The sequence below is a fragment of the Opitutaceae bacterium TAV5 genome, assembly GCA_000242935.3.
Taxonomy (GTDB): Bacteria; Verrucomicrobiota; Verrucomicrobiia; order Opitutales; family Opitutaceae; genus Geminisphaera.
The window spans coordinates 6159298-6178331 of record CP007053.1 but is presented as its reverse complement, the minus strand read 5'-3'; the positions used below and the strand labels follow the sequence as shown (position 1 = coordinate 6178331).

Here is a 19034-nt window from a genome sequence, read left to right as displayed (position 1 = left end):
GGTCGGTGCGGGAAAGAGAATCAGGTGCGGTTGGCGACGGCGCGCTTGCGGGCGAAGCCGACGAGGTGGATGCCGAACTGGATGAGGAGTCCGGCGGCGAGCATCACGCAGGAGATGTAGGGCAGCATCCAGCCGGGGTTGCGGACAACCTGGAGGATGGTGGTGGTGTCGTTGTTATCAAAACCTTGCTGGTAGAAGGTGAGTCCGTCGTAGCGCAGCGGGTTGTTCATGTAGATGAGCACCTCGCGGTCTTCGCCGCGCGCGGGGTATTGCAGGCGGAGGTGACTGGAAAAGTTTTTGGGGATGTCGGTGCCGATCCAGGTGTCGTGCGCGAAGTCGATCAGTGTGAGTGACCAGGGGTGATATTCACGCTGGAAGCGCATATGCAGGCGCCAGGTGCGTCCGGCGTAGTCGAACGTTTGCGGCTCGACGAGCCAGGCGGAGGCGAGCCAGATGCCGAGCGAGGCGCCGCCGGGGCCGCGCAGCTCGACGAGGGCGGCGGGGAGGTTGCGGGTGTTTTCCGTGAACGTGAGCGGGCGGGGATAGAGGGCGAGTTTCTCGCCGATGTCGCGGTTGGCGCCGGAGGGCGGGGCGGCGGGGTTGGCCTCGCGCATCTCGAGAGCGGAGTTGGGGAAATATTCCAGAATGTTGAGCGTGAAGGGGAGACGCGGATGCTGGATGGCGCGGGCAGGGTTGCCGCGGACGCGGGCAAGCTGTCCGGCGGGGATGGCGACCACGGTGTCGGTCGCCGGATCGGTGGCGTCGATGACGGCGAGTTCCACCTCGCGCGGGCTTTCGGAGTAGTTGCGCGTCTGGCCCTCGTCGAGGCGCATCTGGAACTCCTCCTGGACGATGCCGGTGTAGAGCTCGCCGACGAGAAGCAGGATGAGGCCGGCGTGGGTGATGAGGATGCCGGATTTTTTGAGCGAAAACCGGAAACGGTAAATGTGCGATGCGACGAGGTTGATGAGCAGGAGTCCGCCGATGAAGTAGCCGCCGGGGAACACGGGGACAGGGATGCCCTTGATCTCGTGCAGGACGATGAAGCTGCGGAACCACTTTTCCTGTACGGCCCAGATGCCGAGCGTCACCTGGTTGAGCGTGGCGAAGAGCACCAGGAAGATCGACAGGACGAGGAGAACGACGGTGAGCCTGAGAGAGGTGAAGAAGCGGACGAATTCCTGCCAGACGGAGCGCATGATGGTGAAAAATGAAGGAGGGGGAGTGAGTGAGCGGGGAAGGAGCGACCGTTAGCGCGAAGGGGCGGCGGGGCCGGCGGGCCGGAGGGTTTTGAGGAACGAGTCGAAGGCGGCGCGTTCGCGGGCGACGAGGGCGGCGGGCCCGGTGAGCTTGAAAAACCAGGTGGCGCCTTCGTACGGGACAATGGCTCCGAGGACGCGCGGCGGCGGGGAGCCGGCGGTGGCGGCGAGTTCGATCACGTCGATGTGCAACGGGCCGACGTCGAGGTGGCGGAGGTCTTTTTCGAGTTCGGCTGCGCCGATCGGGGGGAGCTGGATCTGCTGGCGCCAGCGGTTGACATTGGCGAGGTTGCCGCCGACGTCGCCGGGAAAAGCGGTGACGGTGAGTTCAGCCGTGCCGCCGCCGGCGTCGTCGGCGATGAGGTACGTGGCCTTGCGCATGGGTGCGTCGGGGCCGGGTTTCCAGTGCGCGGGGGCGGTCCAGGAAAGGCCGTCGCCGCTGGCGGTGACGACCGGCGTGCCGGCCATGTTGGTGTTGCCCGAGCCCGGAGCGCCGGTGGCGGGCGGCAGGGCGGCGTCGGTCGCGGCGAGCGGCGGGTGGATGGCGGGTTGTTCTTTCGGGATCGTGTAGGAGGTGATTTCGCGGTCTCGGCAGCCAGCTCCGGCAAGGATCAGGGCAAAAAGGACGAGGTTCAGCGTGGTCGGCGCGAGGCGGTACAAGGTCATGAATCGGAACACGGATTGTGAAAAGCGGGCGAACTGCAAACCAATCCGCCCGCTTATAAGCCGGACCGGAAGGCCGGGAAGAAAAACTGATGGATGACCGATGCCAGTCCTGGAGAGGGAGGGGAGGGGGGCGCCTTGCGGACAACGGGAGGCAGCCATCAGCCATAACGCGTATTGAATTTATCAATTATCGCTGCTCCCTGAGGTCCTGTATGTTCAGGCAACTCGTATGAAACCCGCTTCCAGCGCCTCCGGCACCTCCCGCAATTACCCGCTCCTGCTCGCCGGGCAGTTTCTGGGTGCATTTGGCGACAACGCCATCCTCGCCGTCATCGTCGGGCAACTCACCTGGCTGCACCAGGCGGGGAGCATCACCGAGGGGGCGCTGCGCACGGCGAGCACGTTTTACACCAGCCTGCTCTTCATCCCGTACGTGCTGCTCGCGCCGTTCGCGGGTTACCTCAACGACCGCCACGCCAAGACCCGCTGGCTCGTCGGTGGAAACGGCCTCAAGGTCATCGGCACCCTGCTGTGCGCGGTCAGCATTTGGGGAGGGGCGTTCTGGCAGGGCATCGGCTACCTTGTGGTCGGCATCGGCGCCTGCGTGTATGGCCCGGCCAAATACGGCATCCTGCCGGAAATCCTTCCACGCGAACGGCTCGTCAAGGCCAACGGCACCGTCGAGCTGCTGACGCTCCTCGCCATTCTCTCCGGTGCGATTGCCGGGGCGCAGCTTTCCGACGCATTTCACGACAACGTCCTCGTTTCCTTCGGCATCCTCGTCGCAATCTATGGCGGCGCACTCCTGCTCAGCGTTTGCATGCGGCCCACGCCGGCCAACCCGGGCGTGCGCCTGGGCGCGAGCATCGGCGAATTCGGCCGGCACACGCGCGATCTGTGCGCTTCGCCGCGCCTGCGCAAGGTGCTGCTCGGCACCGCGCTGTTCTGGGTGTGCGGAGCGACGATGAAAATCAACTTCCAGCCGTGGGGCATCCAGGTGCTCGGGCTGGCGAACAACACGCAGATCGCGCTTCTCGGCCTGTGGCTCAGCGTCGGCGTGATGATCGGCAGCATCCTTGCCGGACAGTTCCACAAGGTCGGCGACCTGCGCGCCGCCCCGCGCTACGGCTTCGGCCTGGCGGTGATGCTCGGGCTTTTGTACAGCGTGGAGTCGTTCGGTTTCTGGCGAGGGCCGGTGTTTCACGTCGCGTCGATCCACATCATCGTGCCGGTGACGGCCTTGCTGATCGCGACGGGCATCGTGGCCGGGCTTTTTCTGATTCCGCTCAACGCGGCGCTCCAGGCCGAGTCCGACCCCGCGCGGCTGGGCAAGACGATCGCGGTGCAGAATCTCTTCGACAACATCGGCATGTGCATCGCCGGCGCCTACACCTTCCTGGCGGTGAAGGCGGGGATGTCCGCCAGCGCGGTGTTTCTCGGACTGGCGGTGGCCATTGCGGCGATTGCGCTGCTGATGCGGCAGCGGAAACCGGGCCCGGTGGCATAGGCGATCGAGCCTATGGGACTTATGGGACCCATGAGACTTGTGGGACTTATGCTCCGGGCACTCTGACTATTCTCTCTCACTCTCTTTCTCCTTCTCTTTTATGAAAACGCTTGCTCGTCTCCTCGTTCGCCTGCTTTTCGGCTTCCGCGCCCGCGGCACCGCCGCGCTCTCGACGCCCGGACCGGTGTTGCTCATTCCCAACCATGCCTCGTGGCTCGACTGGCTGTTCCTCTACGCCACGCTCGATGACGACTGGCGGATCGTCACCTCCTCGGTCACCGCAAGGATCAGCCGGCTGCATCGCCGGCTCATGGTCAATCACCGTACGTTCCCGGTGGATACCGCCTCGCCCTACGCCGTGCGCGAGATGATCGATTACCTCAACCGGGGCGGACGCCTCGTGCTCTTCGCCGAAGGCCGGATCACCCGCACCGGCTCGCTCATGAAGATCTACGACGGCACCGGGTTCCTCATTCACAAGACCCGCGCCCGCGTCATCACCTGCTACCTGCGCGGGGCCACGCGGCTGCCATTCGTGCGGCATACCGGCTGGAAACAATGGTTCCCGCGTGTCAGCGCCCATTTTTCCCCGGCGCTGCAGGCTCCCGATTTCAAGCAACACTCCAACACGGTCGCCCGCGACAAGACGACGCTCTGGCTCCGCGACCAGCTCGTGCGGCAACAGTTCGAGGTCGATCTGGCCGAGGGTGCACAAACCCTCCCTGCCGCCATCGCCGAAACCGCCGCGCACCTCCCGGCTCACGTCGCGTTCGAGGACGCCACCGCCACCGAGCTGACCTACCGCCGGCTCATGACCGCGACCGACGCCCTCGCCACCGTCTGGCCGCGCCTCCTCGGTCCCGCGCGCGGCGAACGCGTCGGGGTTGTTCTTCCCAACGTCAACGCCATGCCGCTCGCGCTCCTCAGCCTCTGGTCGGAGGGCAAGGTGCCGGCGATCCTCAACTTCACCACCGGCACGTCCGTCATGCTCCAGTGCGCGCAGCTTGCCGGTATCCGGAATATCGTTACATCGCGCCAGTTTCTCGAAAAAGCCCGGCTCGATCTCGCTCCGCTCGTCGAGGCCGGAATCACGCTCGTCTACATGGAAGACGTCCGCCCGCGCATCGGCCTCGCGGCCAGGCTCCTGGCCGCCCTCCGCAACCGTCTCGCCTGCGGCCGCCGCCTGCGCCGCGCGCCGGTGACGGCGGAGGACACCGCCGCGATTCTCTTCACCAGCGGCTCCGAAGGCGTGCCCAAGGGCGTCGAACTCACGCACCGCAACATTCTCGCCAATCTCCGCCAGGCCATCGCCACGATCGACGTGACGGACCACGACCGCATTTTCAACGCGCTCCCGCTCTTCCACAGTTTCGGCCTCACCGCCGGCCTGCTGTTTCCGCTCGTGCGCGGCTGCTACACGTTTCTCTACCCGACGCCGCTGCACTACCGCATCGTGCCCACGCTCGTTTACGACCGTTGCTGCACCGTGCTGTTTGGCACGAACACCTTCCTCAACGGTTATGCGCGCAAGGCCCATGCCTACGATTTCAACACGCTGCGTTTCCTCTTCGCCGGCGCGGAAAAGGTGCAGGCGGCGACATACGATACCTGGGCGCGGAAGTTCGGCGTGCGCATCCTCGAAGGGTACGGCGCCACCGAATGCAGCCCGATCCTCAGCCTGGCCAACCGCATGGAGCCCGGCAGCGGCACGGCCGGCCGCCTGCTCCCGGGCATCGAGTACAGACTCGATCCGATCCCCGGCGTGGACGACGGCGGGCGACTCTTCGTGCGCGGCCCCAACATCATGAAGGGTTATATCAACCCCGAAGCGAACGCGGAATTCCAGCGCGGCGGCGGCTGGTACGACACCGGCGATATCGCCTTCGTGGACGACGAGCGCTACGTCCACATCCGCGGCCGCATGAAACGCTTTGCGAAAATCAGCGGCGAGATGGTGAGCCTCACGGCGGTCGAGGACGCCCTTGCCGGTGCGTTCCCGCGCTACGGCCTGCGCTGCCAGGTGGCGGTGGTGGCCGTGCCCGATGCCGACAAAGGCGAAAAGCTCGTGGCCGTGACCAACGAATCGCGCCTGCAACTGGCCGACATCCGCGCCGTGCTCCGCGACAAGGGCCTGAGCAACCTCGCCGCGCCCCGCGAGCTTCGCGTGGTCCAGGCAATCCCGAAGCTCGGGACGGGAAAGATCAACCACCGCGAACTGCTGCGGCAACTGGCGGAGGAGAACCAGGGCAAGCGTTCAGCGTAGCTGCGAACCTGGTATCCGTTGAGCGACGAGGCGCGTCAGCGCCTCGCCCGATGCCTCACCGTCCGAACCGGCGACGCGTTGCGTCGTCTGCAGCGGCAAGTACCGAGGCCGAAGGCCGACAGCTTGCCATGCCGCCGCTCCGTCACACGCCGTCGTCGCTCAACAGTTACCGAACTTGCGTTCGCAGCTACAGGGGGCGGGCTGGCCAGACAGATACGAAGTGCGCCCCTGCCTTCCGTTTTTCAGGCTCGCCCCATTCCGCGCTGCCCGCATTCAGGAATCATGTCCTGCGAACTCATTCTCGCTCTCGATGTGCCCACGCGCGAAGAAGCCGCGCCTCTTTTGAAAAAACTCCGCGGCTCGCTCCGCCGGGTGAAAATCGGACTCCAGATGTTTACCGCCTATGGTCCCGACTACGTGCGCGCGGTCGCCGACGAGGGGTTTGATCTTTTTCTCGATCTCAAGCTGCACGACATCCCCAACACCGTGGCCAAGGCAGTCGAGTCGCTGGCGTCGCTCCCGATCGGGATGCTCACCCTCCACGCGTCCGGCGGACGCGAGATGATGCAGGCCGCGCTCAAGGCGCAGCAACAGACCCGCCCCGACCTGCTTCTTCTCGGCGTCACCGTGCTCACCTCGATGGACGCCGCCGGGCTCACGGAACTCGGCATCGGCGCGGAGCCGGCCGTGCAGGTGTCGCGTCTCGGCGGCCTGGCGGCCTCGGCGGGTTTGCGCGGGCTGGTGTGTTCGCCGCTCGAAGTCGGCTTGCTGCGCGGCCAGCTTCCGGCTGACGTGAAACTCGTGACGCCCGGCATCCGCCCGGCGGGCAAGGCAGGCGGCGATGACCAGAAGCGCGTGATGACGCCGACCGACGCCGCCCGTGCCGGTTCGAGCTACATCGTGGTGGGCCGGCCGATTCTCAATGCGCCCGATCCCGCCGCCGCCGCCCGCGCCATCCAGGACGAATTGCGAAATGCGGAACTGCCAAATGCGGATTGCGGATTGCGGAATGCGGAATAACGCTTCGCGTCTTCCTTCCTCCGGTCACTTTCCCGCATTCCGTTATTCCGCAATCCGCATTTCAACATGAGCCGCACCGCCGCCATTCTCCTCGCCGCCGGAAGCAGTCGCCGCATGCAGGGCGCGATCGAGGACAAGATCCTCGCCCCGCTCGCCGGACGCCCTGTTTTTCACCACTCGGCCTCGGCCTTTCTTGAAAGCGGCGTGGCGGATTTTTACGTCGTGGTGTACCGGGACCAGCGTCAGATGATCGAGCTCTCGGCCTACGCGCCGACGCCCGCGGTGTTTGTGCGCGGGGGACGCGAGCGGCAGGATTCCGTGGCCGCCGCGCTCGACGCGCTGCCGCCGGACATCGGCTACGTTTTTATCCATGACTGCGCCCGTCCGTTCGTGCGTCCCGAGCAGCTTGTCGGCCTGTTCAAGGTCGTGAAAAAGGAGCACGCCGTCGTGCTTGCGCACCGGGTGACCGATACCATCAAGGAGCACCGCGACAGCGGGCACCTGCGCAATCTCGACCGCGAACGCCTCTGGGCGATGGAGACGCCGCAGGTGTTTGACCGCGACCTCATCACCCGGGCGTACGAGAAGGTGCGCGCGCGCAAGCTCCGGATTACCGACGACGCCGCGGCGGTGGAATTGCTCAAGCACCCGGTGGCCTTGCTGGAAAACACCACGCCGAATCCGAAACTGACGACGCCGGCCGACCTGCCGTGGTTCGAGTTTCTGCTGGCGGGAGCGCAGTGACCAGGGGCGTGTTGCCACAAAACAGCTACGCCTGGCCCGGGAGGAGAAGGAATGGCCACAAAAAACACAAAATGACCTGCCGCGCATGAAGCCTTCCATCGCGCTTATAAGCGCGCGGGAGAATTTTCGCCGGTCGGGAAGAAATTTTGTGTTTTTTGTGGCCATATTGTCCGTTCTTCGACGCGACGAAGAACGGGCGTAATGCAAAAGCCCCGCGCTTTCCGGGCGCGGGGCTTTTGCGGTGGCGGATGCGCTGGCGTGCGCGATCCGTTACTTTTTCTTTTTGGCCGGAGCGTTCTTCGCGGCGGCGAACGCCTCCTCGACGGCGGCCTGGGCGGCGGCGAGGCGGGCGACGGGCACGCGGTACGGAGAGCAGCTCACGTAGGCGAGGCCGACGCGGTGACAGAATTTCACCGAATCCGGGTCGCCGCCGTGCTCGCCGCAGATGCCGAGCTTGATGCCGGGACGCGTGGCGTTGCCCTTGGCGATGGCGATCCTGATGAGTTCGCCCACGCCCGTCTGGTCGATGGACGCGAACGGGTTCTTCTTGACGATCTCGTTCTCCTGGTAGGCGCCGAGGAAGCTGCCGGAGTCGTCGCGGCTCATGCCGAGCGTGGTCTGCGTGAGGTCGTTGGTGCCGAAGCTGAAGAACTCGGCGGTCTGCGCGATTTCATCGGCGGTGAGCGCGCCGCGCGGCACCTCGATCATCGTGCCGACGGAGTAGGTGAGCTTCACCTTCTTCTCGGCCTGGACGGCCTTCGCGGTCTCGTGGACGATGCCGACCTGGAGATCGAGCTCCTTCTTGAAACCGACGAGCGGGATCATGATCTCGGGCTTGGCCTTGATGCCTTTTTTGAGCGCATCGGCGGCGGCCTCGAACACGGCGCGAGCCTGCATGCGGGTGATCTCCGGATACTTGATGCCGAGGCGGCAGCCGCGGAAACCGAGCATCGGGTTGAACTCGTGCAGTTCGTGCACGCGCGTCATGATCTTCTCCACCGGGATGTCCAGCTTGCGGGCGAGGTCCATCTGCTGCTCCTTCGACTGCGGGAGGAACTCGTGCAGCGGGGGATCGAGGAACCGGATGGTCGCCGGGAAGCCTTTCAACGCCTTGAAAATGCCGAAGAAGTCGGCGCGCTGGTAGGGGAGCAGTTTGGCGAGCGCTTCCTCGCGCGCCTCGAGGGTGTCGGCGAGGATCATCTCGCGCATGGCGTCGATGCGGTCGCCCTCGAAGAACATGTGCTCGGTGCGGGTGAGGCCGATGCCGGAGGCGCCGAAGGCGATGGCATTGGCGGCCTGCTCGGGCGTGTCGGCGTTGGTGCGGACCTGGAGTTTGGTCGCCTTGGCGCACCAGGCCATGAGCTGGGCGTAGTCCTTGTACTTCTGGGTCTTCTGCGCGGCCTTGTTACCGTGGAGGAGGCCGGCGATGATCTCGGACGGAGCAGTCTTGATCTGGCCGGCGTAAACGGTGCCGGCGGTGCCGTCGATCGAAAGGTAATCGCCTTCGGCAAAGGTCTGGCCGGCGACGGTGGCGACCTTGCGGTCGTAGTCGATCTGGATGGCGGCGGCGCCGCAGACGCAGACCTTGCCCATCTGGCGGGCGACGAGCGCGGCGTGCGAGGAGACGCCGCCACGGGCGGTGAGGATGCCTTCGGCGGCAATCATGCCGCGGAGGTCCTCGGGCGAGGTCTCGACGCGCACGAGGAGGACTTTCTCACCTTTCTCGGCGGCGGAGACGGCGCGGTCGGCATTGAAGTAGATCTTGCCGGTGGCGGCGCCGGGACCGGCGGGAAGGCCGGTGGCGATGACCTTGGCCTTCTTCACCTCGGCGAGATCGAAGATGGGAGCGAGGAGCTGCTCGAGCTGGTCGGCCGGGTTGCGGAGGATGGCGGTCTGCCAGTCGATGAGCTTCTCCTTCACCATGTCGATGGAGAACTTGAGCGCGGCGGCGGCGGTGCGTTTGCCGTTGCGCGTCTGGAGCATGAACAGCTTGCCTTCCTGGATCGTGAATTCGATGTCCTGCACGTCCTTGAAGTGTTTTTCGAGGATGGCGCGAACTTTCAGAAGCTCGGCGTAGGACTTCGGCATCTGCTTGCGAAGCTCGGCGACGGGCTCGGGCGTGCGCACGCCGGCAACGACGTCCTCGCCCTGGGCGTTGATCAGAAACTCGCCGTAAAATTCGTTGGTGCCGTTGGCCGGGTTGCGCGTGAAGGCGACGCCGGAGCCGGAGGTGTCGCCGGTGTTGCCGAAGACCATGGCCTGCACGTTGACGGCGGTGCCCCACTCGGTGGGGATGTTGTATTTGCGGCGGTAGACGATGGCGCGGTCGTTCATCCAGGAGCCGAAGACGGCGCCGGCCGCTCCGCGGAGCTGGTCCCAGGGATCGTTGGGGAACACTTTTCCGGTGCGTTCCTTGACGAGGGCCTTGAAGCGCTTGACGAGTTCCTGCTGGTCCCCTGCGGTGAGTTTCGAGTCCTCGATGTCCTCGTGATAGACCTCGTGCTTGTAGGTGTGGATGACGGTCTCGAACGGTTCGTGATCCTCCCCCTCGCGCTTCTGCACGCCGAGCACGACGTCGCCGTACATCTGGATGAACCGGCGGTAACAGTCCCAGGCGAAGCGCGGGTTTCTGGTCGCGTTTTCGAGGGCGACGACGGTCTGGTCGTTGAGGCCGAGATTGAGGATGGTGTCCATCATGCCCGGCATGGAATCGCGCGCGCCGGAGCGGACGGCCACGAGCAGCGGGAAGCCGGAGGCGTCGCCGAACTTCGTGCCCATGATCTTTTCCATGTTGCGGATGCCGGCCTCGATCTGGGTCTGGAGGGAGGCGGGGTAGGTCTTTTTGTTGGCGTAGTAGTACGTGCAGACCTCGGTGGTGATGGTGAAGCCGGGAGGCACGGGAAGACCGATGCGGGTCATCTCGGCGAGGTTGGCGCCTTTGCCGCCGAGGAGGGGTTTCATGCCGCCGTCGCCATCGGCCTTGCCGGCACCCCAGGTGTAGACGTACTTGACGTTTTTGGAGCCTTTGGTGGAGGCGGATTTGATCGAGGATTTCGCGGAGGATCTGGACGCCGCGGTCTTCTTGGTTTTGACTGCCATGGTTGGATGTGGGTGTGGAAAAACAGAGGGTTGCCCGAACGGTCTCTCCGCACCCGGGCGCAGCGAAGGCGCGCAGGCGCGGAAAGGTTGAGACGCAATGCCTGCGCATGCGGGGTGTCAACGGCGGAGGAGGAGCAACGCTTATGCGCGTGTGAATTTTCAGGAATAACGACACGCGAACAGCCCGCACGGAATGCCGGCCTCGTCCCCGCTCCGGCCGCAAGGGGGGGGCGAAACCGAAATTCCCGATCCGTTTCCGGGCTTCCTGGTTGAAATGCGGGCCGGCGCATCTTTCCTGCTCCGTCAGTGAATCGCGACGATCCAGAACCCGCAGACGAACCCGTTGATGGCGAAAAAGTGCCGGAGGCTGCCGAACCGGAGGACGACACGGAGGTCGCCGACGACGACGGGGAAGGGGATGACGAGTGGATGGAGGGCGACGATGACGCCGGGGAGGATATTCCCGAGGGCGAGCGCCCGATGGGTTTTTTCGATCATCTCGAGGAGCTGCGCTGGACGCTGATCAAGTGCGTGATCGTCTTCGGCGTCTTTGTGGCGCTGATCGGATATTTTCTGAAAGAGTCGAACGAATTGCTGCTCTGGCCGCTGCACCGGGTGCAGGGAGAGGCGGGCAATGCGTCGCTGAGTCTCGACCTCGGCACGCACTCGATCATGGAGAGTTTCACGATCGTCATCCAGATGTGCTGCATGGGCGGCCTGGTGCTGGGATTGCCGTTCATGTTTTTCTTTGTCGGCCAGTTTGTGGCGCCGGCGCTGCACGAGCGGGAAAAAAAACTGGTGCTGCCGGTCTGCCTGTCGGCGCTGGCGCTGTTTGTCATCGGGGCGGCGTTCAGCTTTTTTCTGCTCGTGCCGAGCACGATCCGGGTGTCGGTCGAGCTCAACCACCTTTTCGGTTTCGTGACGCGGTGGACGCCCGAAGCGTATTACAGCCTGCTGATGTGGCTGGTGCTGGGTGTGGGCGCGGCATTCGAGTTTCCGCTGCTGATCGTGGTGCTGGTCTGGCTGGGGCTGCTGACGACGCGCAAGCTCGTCGGCTGGTGGCGGCATGCGTTGCTGGTGATTTTTATCATCGCGGCGATCGTCACGCCGACGCCCGATCCGGTCACGCAAACTGTCCTGGCGACACCGCTCTATGCGCTCTACTGGCTGGCGATTCTGGTGGGGCGGCGCGTCGAGAAGCGCCGGGAGCGCCGCGAGGCGGCCCTGTCTTCCCGCTGATCAGGCGGGCTCCGGTCATGCCGGCCGCAAAAAAGCCGCCAGATCAACTGGCGGCTTTTTTTGATGGTGCCCAAGGCGGGACTCGAACCCGCACACCGTGAGGCACAGGCTTCTGAGACCTGCGTGTCTACCAATTCCACCACCTGGGCATTACAGAGAGGCGCCCAGAAAATGGACCTGCCGGGGTCTGGCAAGTCCTGATTTCCTTTTTATTTGCAACAGTTCCGGACGGACGGGAGTTGCCGCAGTTTGTTTATCCGGAAAGACGAGGGCAGGGAGAACTGCGCTTTTCGGGGGTTTTGTGCGGCAAAAACAGCGAGAGGCTACTCCTTGGCCGTTTTCAGGGCCGCGAGGTTTTCCCTGGCCAACTTCATTTCGTTCATGATGACGTTGGTGTGCTCGAGCAGCTTGGTGCCGGAAGCCGTGATCGTGACGGTGCGGCCGAGGCGGTTGAAAAGGCGTGTGCCGAGGTCTCGCTCGAGGCCGGCAATCGCATGACTGATGGCGGACTGCGTGAGGTTAAGCTCGCGGGCGGCGGCGGTGAAGCTGCCGACTTGCGTGAGGGTGATAAAAGCGAGCAGTTTGCGGCTGTCGATGATTTGAGTCATGATAGGTGGTAGCGGAGGTTCGTATTCTGGAACGGGAAAGAAAAAAATGAGCCTGGCTCACTGGAATTTTTTAATAATTAAAGAGAGTATTACGAATACTGAATGAATGGATCACATCAAGTGTCGAGTGGCGTTTTGACGGGCAATCGACAGGATGCAGGTCTCGATTGTCCGATTCAATTAATATTGCGCACGGAAATTTTTGCCAGTCTTGTGCGCACTTTTTTTCATTTCCGTGTCTGCGTTCCGCATTGATTTTCCGCCCGAACTCCCGATCAGCTCCCGCGCGGGAGAGATCGTTGATCTGATCGGGCAGCATCCGGTGCTGATTCTTGCGGGCGAAACGGGGTCGGGGAAAACCACCCAGATACCGAAGATGTGCCTCGCCGCCGGGCGCGGCCGGGCTGGCCTGATCGCCTGCACGCAGCCGCGGCGCGTGGCCGCGCTCTCGGTTTCCCGCCGGGTGGCCGAGGAACTCGGGGTGGAGTGGGGCCGGCAGGTGGGCTGCAAGATCCGGTTCGACGACCGCACCTCGCGGGACACGGTGATCAAATTCATGACCGACGGCATGCTGCTGGCCGAGGTGCAGGGTGATCCGATGCTGCGCGCCTACGACACGATCATTCTCGACGAAGCCCACGAACGGTCCCTCAACATCGACTTTCTCCTCGGCCACCTGCGCACGCTGCGTTTCCGGCGGCCGGAACTGAAGATCATCATCACTTCGGCCACCATTGATACGCAGGCTTTTTCGCATGCGTTTGACGATGCCCCGATTATCGAGGTCTCCGGGAGGACGTTTCCGGTCGAGGTGATCCATGAGCCGCTCGACGGACTGGGCGACGACTCGGCCGAAGGCGACGAACCGGAGGCCCGTTCCGAAGCGTTGCACTACATCGACGGCGCCGTCGAGGCCGTGGAGCGTGTCGTCCGCGAAAGCCGCACGGATGGCGGGGGCGACATCCTCGTGTTCATGCCGGCCGAGCGCGACATTCGCGAGGCGCGGGAACTGATCGAGGGCCGGCGGCTGCCCGACTGCGAGGTGGTGCCGCTCTTCGGCCGGCTCTCCAATGCCGACCAGCAACGCGTGTTCGCACCCTCGCAGCGGCGAAAGATCATCGTCGCGACCAATATCGCCGAGACCTCGCTGACCATTCCCGGCATCCGGTTCGTGATCGACACCGGGCTGGCGCGGGTGAGCCGCTACTCGCCGCAGGCGCGCACGCGACGCCTGCCGATCGAGCCGGTGTCGCAATCGAGCGCCGACCAGCGCAAGGGCCGCGCCGGCCGCGTGGCCGCGGGCGTGTGCATCCGGTTGTATTCCGAAAAGGACTACGAAGGGCGTCCCCGTTTCACGCAGCCCGAGATCCAGCGCGCCAACCTCGCCGACGTGATCCTGCGCATGAAGGCGTTTGGTCTCGGCGACATCGAGCGGTTTCCCTTCATCAACATGCCGGCGGCGAAATCCATCCGCGCCGGTTACGCGCTGCTCGAGGAAATCGGCGCGCTGGAAAAACCCGGCGCCGGGGCGGCGGCCGACACGTCCGTGCTCACTCCGCTCGGCCGCGAACTGGCCCGCCTGCCGGTCGATCCCACGGTGGGGCGGATGATTCTCCAGGCGCGCGAGGAAAAGGCGGTGCGCGAGGTGCTCGTCATCGCCGCCGGTCTCTCGATCCAGGACCCGCGCGAGCGTCCGCTCGAAGCCCGCGAGAAAGCCGACGCGGCGCACCGGCGTTTCGCGCATCCCGATTCGGATTTTCTCACCCTGCTCAACATCTGGGATGCGTTCCACGACGAGGTGGACCGGCTTTCGCAATCGCGCCTGCGCCGGTTCTGCAAGGATCACTTTCTCAGCTACACCCGCATGCGCGAGTGGCGCGACGTGCACGCGCAACTCCTCGACGTGCTCGAGCAGCGGCGCGACTTCCGGCTCACCTCGGTCTTCGACGGCCTGAAGCCGCACGAGATCACGCCGGACAAGGAAGCCTTCGGCACGCCCGCCTACCGCGCCATCCATCGCAGCATCCTTGCCGGCCTGCTCGGCAACATCGCCTCCCGCGACGACGAGAACGGCGGCTACAAGGGCACGCACGACCGCCGCGTGGCGATTTTCCCCGGCTCGGTGCTTTTCCGCCGCGAGGAAAAACCGAAAAAACACACCGACGCCAACCGCGCCGCCTCCGTCAAAGCCGCCGCCGCCGACAAACGCGGCCCGCGCTGGCTCCTCGCCGCCGAAATCATGGAGACCTCGCGACTCTATGCCCGCACCTGCGCGCGGCTCGATCCGCTCTGGGCGCTGGAACTGGGCGCGCACGTCGTCCGTGTTTCGCACAGCGATCCGTTCTGGAACGTGGACAACGGCCGCGTTCTCGTGAAGCAGCGCACGCGCCTCTACGGACTCGAGCTCGAATCGCGCGCCGTTTCCTACGGCCGGATCGACCCGGCGCACGCGACGGAGATTTTTATCCGCGAAGGGCTCGTCAACGACACGATCACCTGGCCGTTTCCGTTTCTCGAACACAACCGCGCCGTGCGCGCCGAAGTCGAGAGCCTGCTCACCCGCACCCGCGACGCCAGTTACCTCAATCTCGACGAAGCGTTTTTCCGATTCTACGCCGCCCGGCTCGGGACCAGCCTGAAGGCTGAAGAAGAGAAGGCCGGGCAGAAAACCGGCGGCGAAGCCGATGCAACCTCCCGAAACTCCGGGTTTCAGCCTGCGGCCTTTCCCCACGGCGTTTCCTCCGTGCAGGAACTCGTCAAGCTTGCCCGCGCCCGCGCCGGGGCGGACCCCGACTTCCTGAAAATCGTTCCCGCGGACCTGCGCGACCCGGAGGAACTGCGTGTCGATGCCGAGGCGTTTCCCGAGGCCCTGCCGCTGCAAAACACCGCGCTCCCGCTCAACTACGCCTACAAGCCCGGGCAGGCCGACGACGGCGTGACGCTCGACGTCCACATTCGCGACGCCGCCGCTCTCACCCCCGCCGCGCTCGACTGGGCCGTGCCCGGGCATCTGCCCGAGCGCATCGAACATTGCCTGCGCGCCCTGCCGAAGGAGCTGCGCCGCGGTTTTGTGCCGCTGGCCGAAACCTCAAAAACCCTCGCCGCCGCGGCCGCCGCCCGCGACCGCCTCACCGGCCGGCGCGAGACCCTCTCCCAATCCCTCGCCGCCTGCATCGCGGAAAAACACGGCGTGCGCGTCGATCCCGCGCTCTGGACCGAAAACGAAACGGCCCGACCGCTGCCCGACCACCTGCGCGTGCGCATCCGCGTGCTCGACGACGATGGCCGGGAAATCTGCGCCAGCCGGGATCTCGCCGAAATCCACGCCCTCCTCGCCACCCGGGGCCGCGAGGCGAGCCGGAGCGTGGCGCAGGAAGACCCGGAAAACTGGCGCCGCGCCCGCCTCCGCTGGGAAAAAGCCGGGCAATCCGCGTGGACCTTCGGTGACATCCCGGCGCGCGTGCCCGTCGGCGATCTGGCCGGCGTTCCTGTATTCGCTTTTCCGGGACTCAAGCCGACGCCGGCCGGGGATGTGTCGCTGCGCCTTTTCAAGACGCCCGAAGCCGCGCAGGCCTCTTCGCGTGAAGGCATCGCCCGGCTGCTGGAACTCCATCTGCGGCACAAACTCGCCTGGTTGCAAAAAGACCTGCGGCAGCTCCGCGAACTCGGTGCGCTCACCGCGACGCTGGCTTCGATGAACCAGCTCCAGGACGACGCGATGGCCATGTTGCAACGCTGGCTCTGCGACCCCGCGCGTCTCCCGGAGCGGCGGCATTCCTGCCGCTGCGACGAGGCGCAACGCGCCTCGCCTCTTGCCGGAGCAAGCTACGAATTTCCCGAACCGGGCGACGCTTCGCGTCGTCACAGCGGCAGGTACCGAGGCCAAAGGCCGACAGCTTGCCATGCCGCCGCTCCTTCAATCCCTCCGCCATCGGATACGCTTCTCTCCGCCGCGGACTTCACCGCCGCCGCCGCGAAGGCCGAGGATGACCTGCGCGGGCTCGTGCCGCGCCTGCTCGATCTGCTCCGCGAAATCCTGACGCTGCGCCAGGCGTTGCTCGTGCACCCGCAGCCGTATCCGGGTCTCGAAAAGGATCTCGCCGCGCTGCTGCCCTCCGGCTTCCTGCGGACGACACCCTGGCCTCGCCTCCGTCATCTGCCCCGCTACCTGAAGGCGATGAAACTGCGCGCCGACCGCTGGCGGCAGAACGCACCCAAGGACGCCGAACGCGCCCGCACCCTCGCGCCCTATGTGACCGCGTATGCCCGCGGCGACGGACTCGATGCCGACGCGCGCGAGACCCTGCGCTGGCTGGTCGAGGAACTGCGTGTGAGCCTCTTCGCGCAGGAACTGGGCACCGATGGCCCCGTCTCGCCCGTGAAACTCGACCGGATGCTGGCGGCCTGGCGGCAGGGGAAAGCCGCGGCGGCCGGCGACGGCCCGGCAGGCGCCCCCGTCCCCGGCAGTCCGGTCCCGACGACGCCATCACCGGCTCCCTCGCCGTCCCCGGCGCCGAAAACCTCGCCGATCGTGGCCGCGCCGGTCGTCCGCCCGGCGGAGAAAAAATCGCCGATGAAGAGTTTTGGCGCGCTCGACACCCTCTTCCGCCGCTGAACCCGGAAACCTCCGCCGCGACTCCAACTCCGTCACTGTCTTGCTTTTCTCCCCGCACTCGACTCAGTTGCACGAGATCAACTCCTGACCCTTATGGCACAACAATCTTCCCTGCTCAAAAAGCTCTTCGTCCTGCTTTGCCTGGTGGTGGCGCTCGTCGTCGTCGGGCTGGTGGTTCTCAGCATGTACCTCGGCCCGATCATCAAGAAAGGCGTGAATACGGCGGGGCCGCGCCTGACCGGCACGCGCGTCGAACTCGAGTCGGCCAAAGTGTCGCCGCTGGCCGGCGGCGCCAGCCTGAAGGGGCTGTTCGTCGGCAACCCGGAAGGATGGAAATCCGACAAGGCGTTTTATCTCGGCGAAATCCGGGTCAGGATGAGCCCCGCGTCGCTGCTCGGTGATGTGATCAACATCGAGGAAATCTACATCGACCAGCCCGAGTTCGTTTACGAAAAGAGCCTCACCGGCTCCAACATCAAGGACCTGCTGGCGCAGATCGAAAAAAACACCGGCGGCACGTCGCCCGCCGAAACCCCGGCCCCGGACGGTTCCGGGGCGGGTCCGGCGAAGAAATTTGTTGTCAAGAGCTTCCGGCTCCAGAACGCCAAGGTAACGCTCGCCCTCGGCGACCGGACGGCCGAGGTGAGCCTGCCGACCGTTTCGCTGAACGACCTCGGGGTGAAGGAAGGCGGGATCACCTCCGAGCAACTGGCCTCGACCGTTCTCAGAAAAGTGCTGGCCGACGTGACGACCGCAGCGGTCGATGGCCTGGCAAACATGGGGAAGTCGATAATCAGCAACCCGGCCACGGCCGAGGAAAGCGTGCAGCAGGCGAAGGACAACGTGAAGCAGGGCCTCGACGATGCGAAGGCCAAGGCCCGGTCGATTTTCGGCGGTTCGAAGTAAGACCAAAGCTCCAGAGCTTCCGGATTTTTACACAAAGGCCGCAAAGAGCGCAAAGGATTGCCGTTTATCTCCTTCGCGTCCTTTGCGGTCTTTGTGTAAAATCAGAAACATCCGGAATACCGGTACAAAACCGGCGGTCGCTGGTTGCCGGAAAGGACAGAAAGGACGAAACGGCTGCCTTCCTGCTTCCCTTGCGTCCTTTTTGTCCCTCCGCGAAGCGCGCCCCTGCTATTCCACGTTGGCGATCTGCTCGCGGATGCGTTCGAGCTCGTTCTTTTGTTCGATGACGGCGCGGGCGATCTCGAGATCGTTGGCCTTGCTGCCGATGGTGTGAACCTCGCGGCCGATCTCCTGCAGGATGAACTCGGCTTTCCGGCCGATCTCGCCGCGGCTTTTGAGGAGCGCCTCGAACTGCTGCAAATGACTGCCGAGCCGGGTCAGTTCCTCGGCGATGTCGCAACGGTCGGCGAAAAGCGCCACCTCCCGGAGCACGCGTTCGTCGCTCACGTCGAGCTCGAGTCCGGCCTCGCGCAGGCGGCGCAGGAGGTTTTCACGGTACGCGGGCGCGACTTGCGGCGCGCGTTCACCGACGGCGGCGACGTGTCCGCGGAGTTTTTCGAGCCGGGCGAGGAAATCGGCGAGGAGCGCGGCGCCTTCCTTTTCGCGCATCGCCACGAAAGCGCGCAGCGCCTCGTCGAGCGTGGCCAGCACGGTCTCCTGCACGGAGGCCGCTTCGGGGAGATCGGAGCCGCGGCGCTGGGCGCTGACGATTTGCCAGACGAGTTCGGCCGTCGGCGTGAAGGGCACGCTGGCGCGTTCGGCGAAGACCCGCAACTGGCGCAAGGTGGTCTCGGCGGCGGCCTCGTCCCACGTGGCGGCCGCGGCGGCTCCGGTGCTCGCGGTGAGCTCGACGCCGACGTGGACTTTTCCCCGCGCGGCGTATTTGCGGACGGCCTCGCCGAATGCCGGCTCCAGCTCTTCCCACGCGCGCGGGAGGGCGAGTGTCAGGTCGAGCGTTTTGCGGTTCACCGAATTGACGGTGATCGTGAGCGTGTCGTTATCGAGCGGAGCGGTGGCGCGTCCGAAGCCGGTCATGCTTTTCATGGGC

The 19034-nt window shown here is 65.1% G+C and carries 14 protein-coding genes and 1 tRNA gene; 8 read left to right on the top strand and 7 right to left on the bottom strand.

The window, feature by feature from the left end; genetic code table 11:
- Positions 1-20: 20 nt before the first annotated feature.
- Together OPIT5_26170 and OPIT5_26165 are read right to left on the bottom strand one after the other, a co-directional pair.
- Positions 21-1199, bottom strand: coding sequence for a ResB protein required for cytochrome C biosynthesis (locus tag OPIT5_26170; protein ID AHF93184.1), 1179 nt, complete (start codon positions 1197-1199; stop codon positions 21-23).
- A gap of 51 nt (positions 1200-1250) precedes the next feature.
- Positions 1251-1925: a hypothetical protein gene (locus OPIT5_26165; GenBank protein ID AHF93183.1), complete on the bottom strand. Its 675-nt coding sequence runs from the start codon at positions 1923-1925 to the stop codon at positions 1251-1253.
- A gap of 229 nt (positions 1926-2154) precedes the next feature.
- On the opposite strand from OPIT5_26165, the gene OPIT5_26160 reads away from it, so the two are divergent.
- From OPIT5_26160 to OPIT5_26145, 4 genes are all read left to right on the top strand, one after another.
- Entirely contained in the window at positions 2155-3432 is a 1278-nt protein-coding gene (locus OPIT5_26160) for an arabinose ABC transporter permease (GenBank protein ID AHF93182.1), read from the top strand.
- A gap of 100 nt (positions 3433-3532) precedes the next feature.
- Positions 3533-5695 carry an AMP-dependent synthetase gene (locus tag OPIT5_26155; protein AHF93181.1) on the top strand — a complete coding sequence of 721 codons (2163 nt, stop codon included), beginning with the start codon at positions 3533-3535 and terminating at the stop codon, positions 5693-5695.
- Positions 5696-5977: 282 nt separating this feature from the next.
- Positions 5978-6715 carry an orotidine 5'-phosphate decarboxylase gene (locus tag OPIT5_26150; protein ID AHF93180.1) on the top strand — a complete coding sequence of 246 codons (738 nt, stop codon included), beginning with the start codon at positions 5978-5980 and terminating at the stop codon, positions 6713-6715.
- 66 nt (positions 6716-6781) lie between these two features.
- A complete protein-coding gene (locus OPIT5_26145) occupies positions 6782-7459 on the top strand; it encodes a 2-C-methyl-D-erythritol 4-phosphate cytidylyltransferase (protein AHF93179.1) in 678 nt (225 codons plus the stop codon).
- 270 nt (positions 7460-7729) lie between these two features.
- On the opposite strand, the gene OPIT5_26140 is transcribed toward OPIT5_26145, so the two are convergent.
- Positions 7730-10558, bottom strand: coding sequence for a pyruvate phosphate dikinase (locus OPIT5_26140; GenBank protein ID AHF93178.1), 2829 nt, complete (start codon positions 10556-10558; stop codon positions 7730-7732).
- Between the two features lie 193 nt (positions 10559-10751).
- On the opposite strand from OPIT5_26140, the gene OPIT5_26135 reads away from it, so the two are divergent.
- Complete coding sequence (locus OPIT5_26135; protein ID AHF94764.1) at positions 10752-10868, top strand: hypothetical protein; 117 nt, start codon at positions 10752-10754, stop codon at positions 10866-10868.
- On the opposite strand, the gene OPIT5_26130 is transcribed toward OPIT5_26135, so the two are convergent.
- On the bottom strand, positions 10862-11056 hold the full coding sequence (locus tag OPIT5_26130) for a hypothetical protein (GenBank protein AHF94763.1): 195 nt from the start codon (positions 11054-11056) through the stop codon (positions 10862-10864). The genes OPIT5_26135 and OPIT5_26130 overlap by 7 nt on opposite strands.
- A gap of 231 nt (positions 11057-11287) precedes the next feature.
- Between OPIT5_26130 and OPIT5_26125 the strand changes: the two genes are divergently transcribed.
- A complete protein-coding gene (locus OPIT5_26125; protein ID AHF93177.1) occupies positions 11288-11797 on the top strand; it encodes a preprotein translocase subunit TatC in 510 nt (169 codons plus the stop codon).
- A gap of 64 nt (positions 11798-11861) precedes the next feature.
- Here the strand turns inward: OPIT5_26125 and OPIT5_26120 are convergent.
- Together OPIT5_26120 and OPIT5_26115 are read right to left on the bottom strand one after the other, a co-directional pair.
- A tRNA-Leu gene (locus OPIT5_26120) sits at positions 11862-11946 on the bottom strand.
- A gap of 174 nt (positions 11947-12120) precedes the next feature.
- Positions 12121-12405 carry a LysR family transcriptional regulator gene (locus OPIT5_26115; protein AHF93176.1) on the bottom strand — a complete coding sequence of 95 codons (285 nt, stop codon included), beginning with the start codon at positions 12403-12405 and terminating at the stop codon, positions 12121-12123.
- A 235-nt stretch (positions 12406-12640) separates the two neighbouring features.
- Here OPIT5_26115 and OPIT5_26110 point away from each other — a divergent pair, with 235 nt between their 5' ends.
- Both OPIT5_26110 and OPIT5_26105 read left to right on the top strand, forming a co-directional pair.
- Positions 12641-17020: an ATP-dependent helicase gene (locus OPIT5_26110; protein ID AHF93175.1), complete on the top strand. Its 4380-nt coding sequence runs from the start codon at positions 12641-12643 to the stop codon at positions 17018-17020.
- Positions 17021-17113: 93 nt separating this feature from the next.
- Positions 17114-17926, top strand: a complete 813-nt coding sequence (locus OPIT5_26105) for a hypothetical protein (GenBank protein ID AHF93174.1) — start codon at positions 17114-17116, stop codon at positions 17924-17926.
- A 228-nt stretch (positions 17927-18154) separates the two neighbouring features.
- Here OPIT5_26105 and OPIT5_26095 read toward each other — a convergent pair whose 3' ends face one another.
- The gene (locus OPIT5_26095) at positions 18155-19030 is read right to left on the bottom strand and encodes a hypothetical protein (GenBank protein AHF93173.1); all 876 of its coding nucleotides are present in this window, start codon (positions 19028-19030) and stop codon (positions 18155-18157) included.
- Positions 19031-19034: the final 4 nt, after the last annotated feature.

Coding starts and splice junctions, on each gene's coding strand:
- OPIT5_26170 (AHF93184.1), bottom strand. CDS start 1,199: ATGCGCTCCGTCTGGCAGGAATTCGTCCGCTTCTTCACCTCTCTCAGG.
- OPIT5_26165 (AHF93183.1), bottom strand. CDS start 1,925: ATGACCTTGTACCGCCTCGCGCCGACCACGCTGAACCTCGTCCTTTTT.
- OPIT5_26160 (AHF93182.1), top strand. CDS start 2,155: ATGAAACCCGCTTCCAGCGCCTCCGGCACCTCCCGCAATTACCCGCTC.
- OPIT5_26155 (AHF93181.1), top strand. CDS start 3,533: ATGAAAACGCTTGCTCGTCTCCTCGTTCGCCTGCTTTTCGGCTTCCGC.
- OPIT5_26150 (AHF93180.1), top strand. CDS start 5,978: ATGTCCTGCGAACTCATTCTCGCTCTCGATGTGCCCACGCGCGAAGAA.
- OPIT5_26145 (AHF93179.1), top strand. CDS start 6,782: ATGAGCCGCACCGCCGCCATTCTCCTCGCCGCCGGAAGCAGTCGCCGC.
- OPIT5_26140 (AHF93178.1), bottom strand. CDS start 10,558: ATGGCAGTCAAAACCAAGAAGACCGCGGCGTCCAGATCCTCCGCGAAA.
- OPIT5_26135 (AHF94764.1), top strand. CDS start 10,752: ATGCCGGCCTCGTCCCCGCTCCGGCCGCAAGGGGGGGGCGAAACCGAA.
- OPIT5_26130 (AHF94763.1), bottom strand. CDS start 11,056: ATGATCGAAAAAACCCATCGGGCGCTCGCCCTCGGGAATATCCTCCCC.
- OPIT5_26115 (AHF93176.1), bottom strand. CDS start 12,405: ATGACTCAAATCATCGACAGCCGCAAACTGCTCGCTTTTATCACCCTC.
- OPIT5_26105 (AHF93174.1), top strand. CDS start 17,114: ATGGCACAACAATCTTCCCTGCTCAAAAAGCTCTTCGTCCTGCTTTGC.
- OPIT5_26095 (AHF93173.1), bottom strand. CDS start 19,030: ATGAAAAGCATGACCGGCTTCGGACGCGCCACCGCTCCGCTCGATAAC.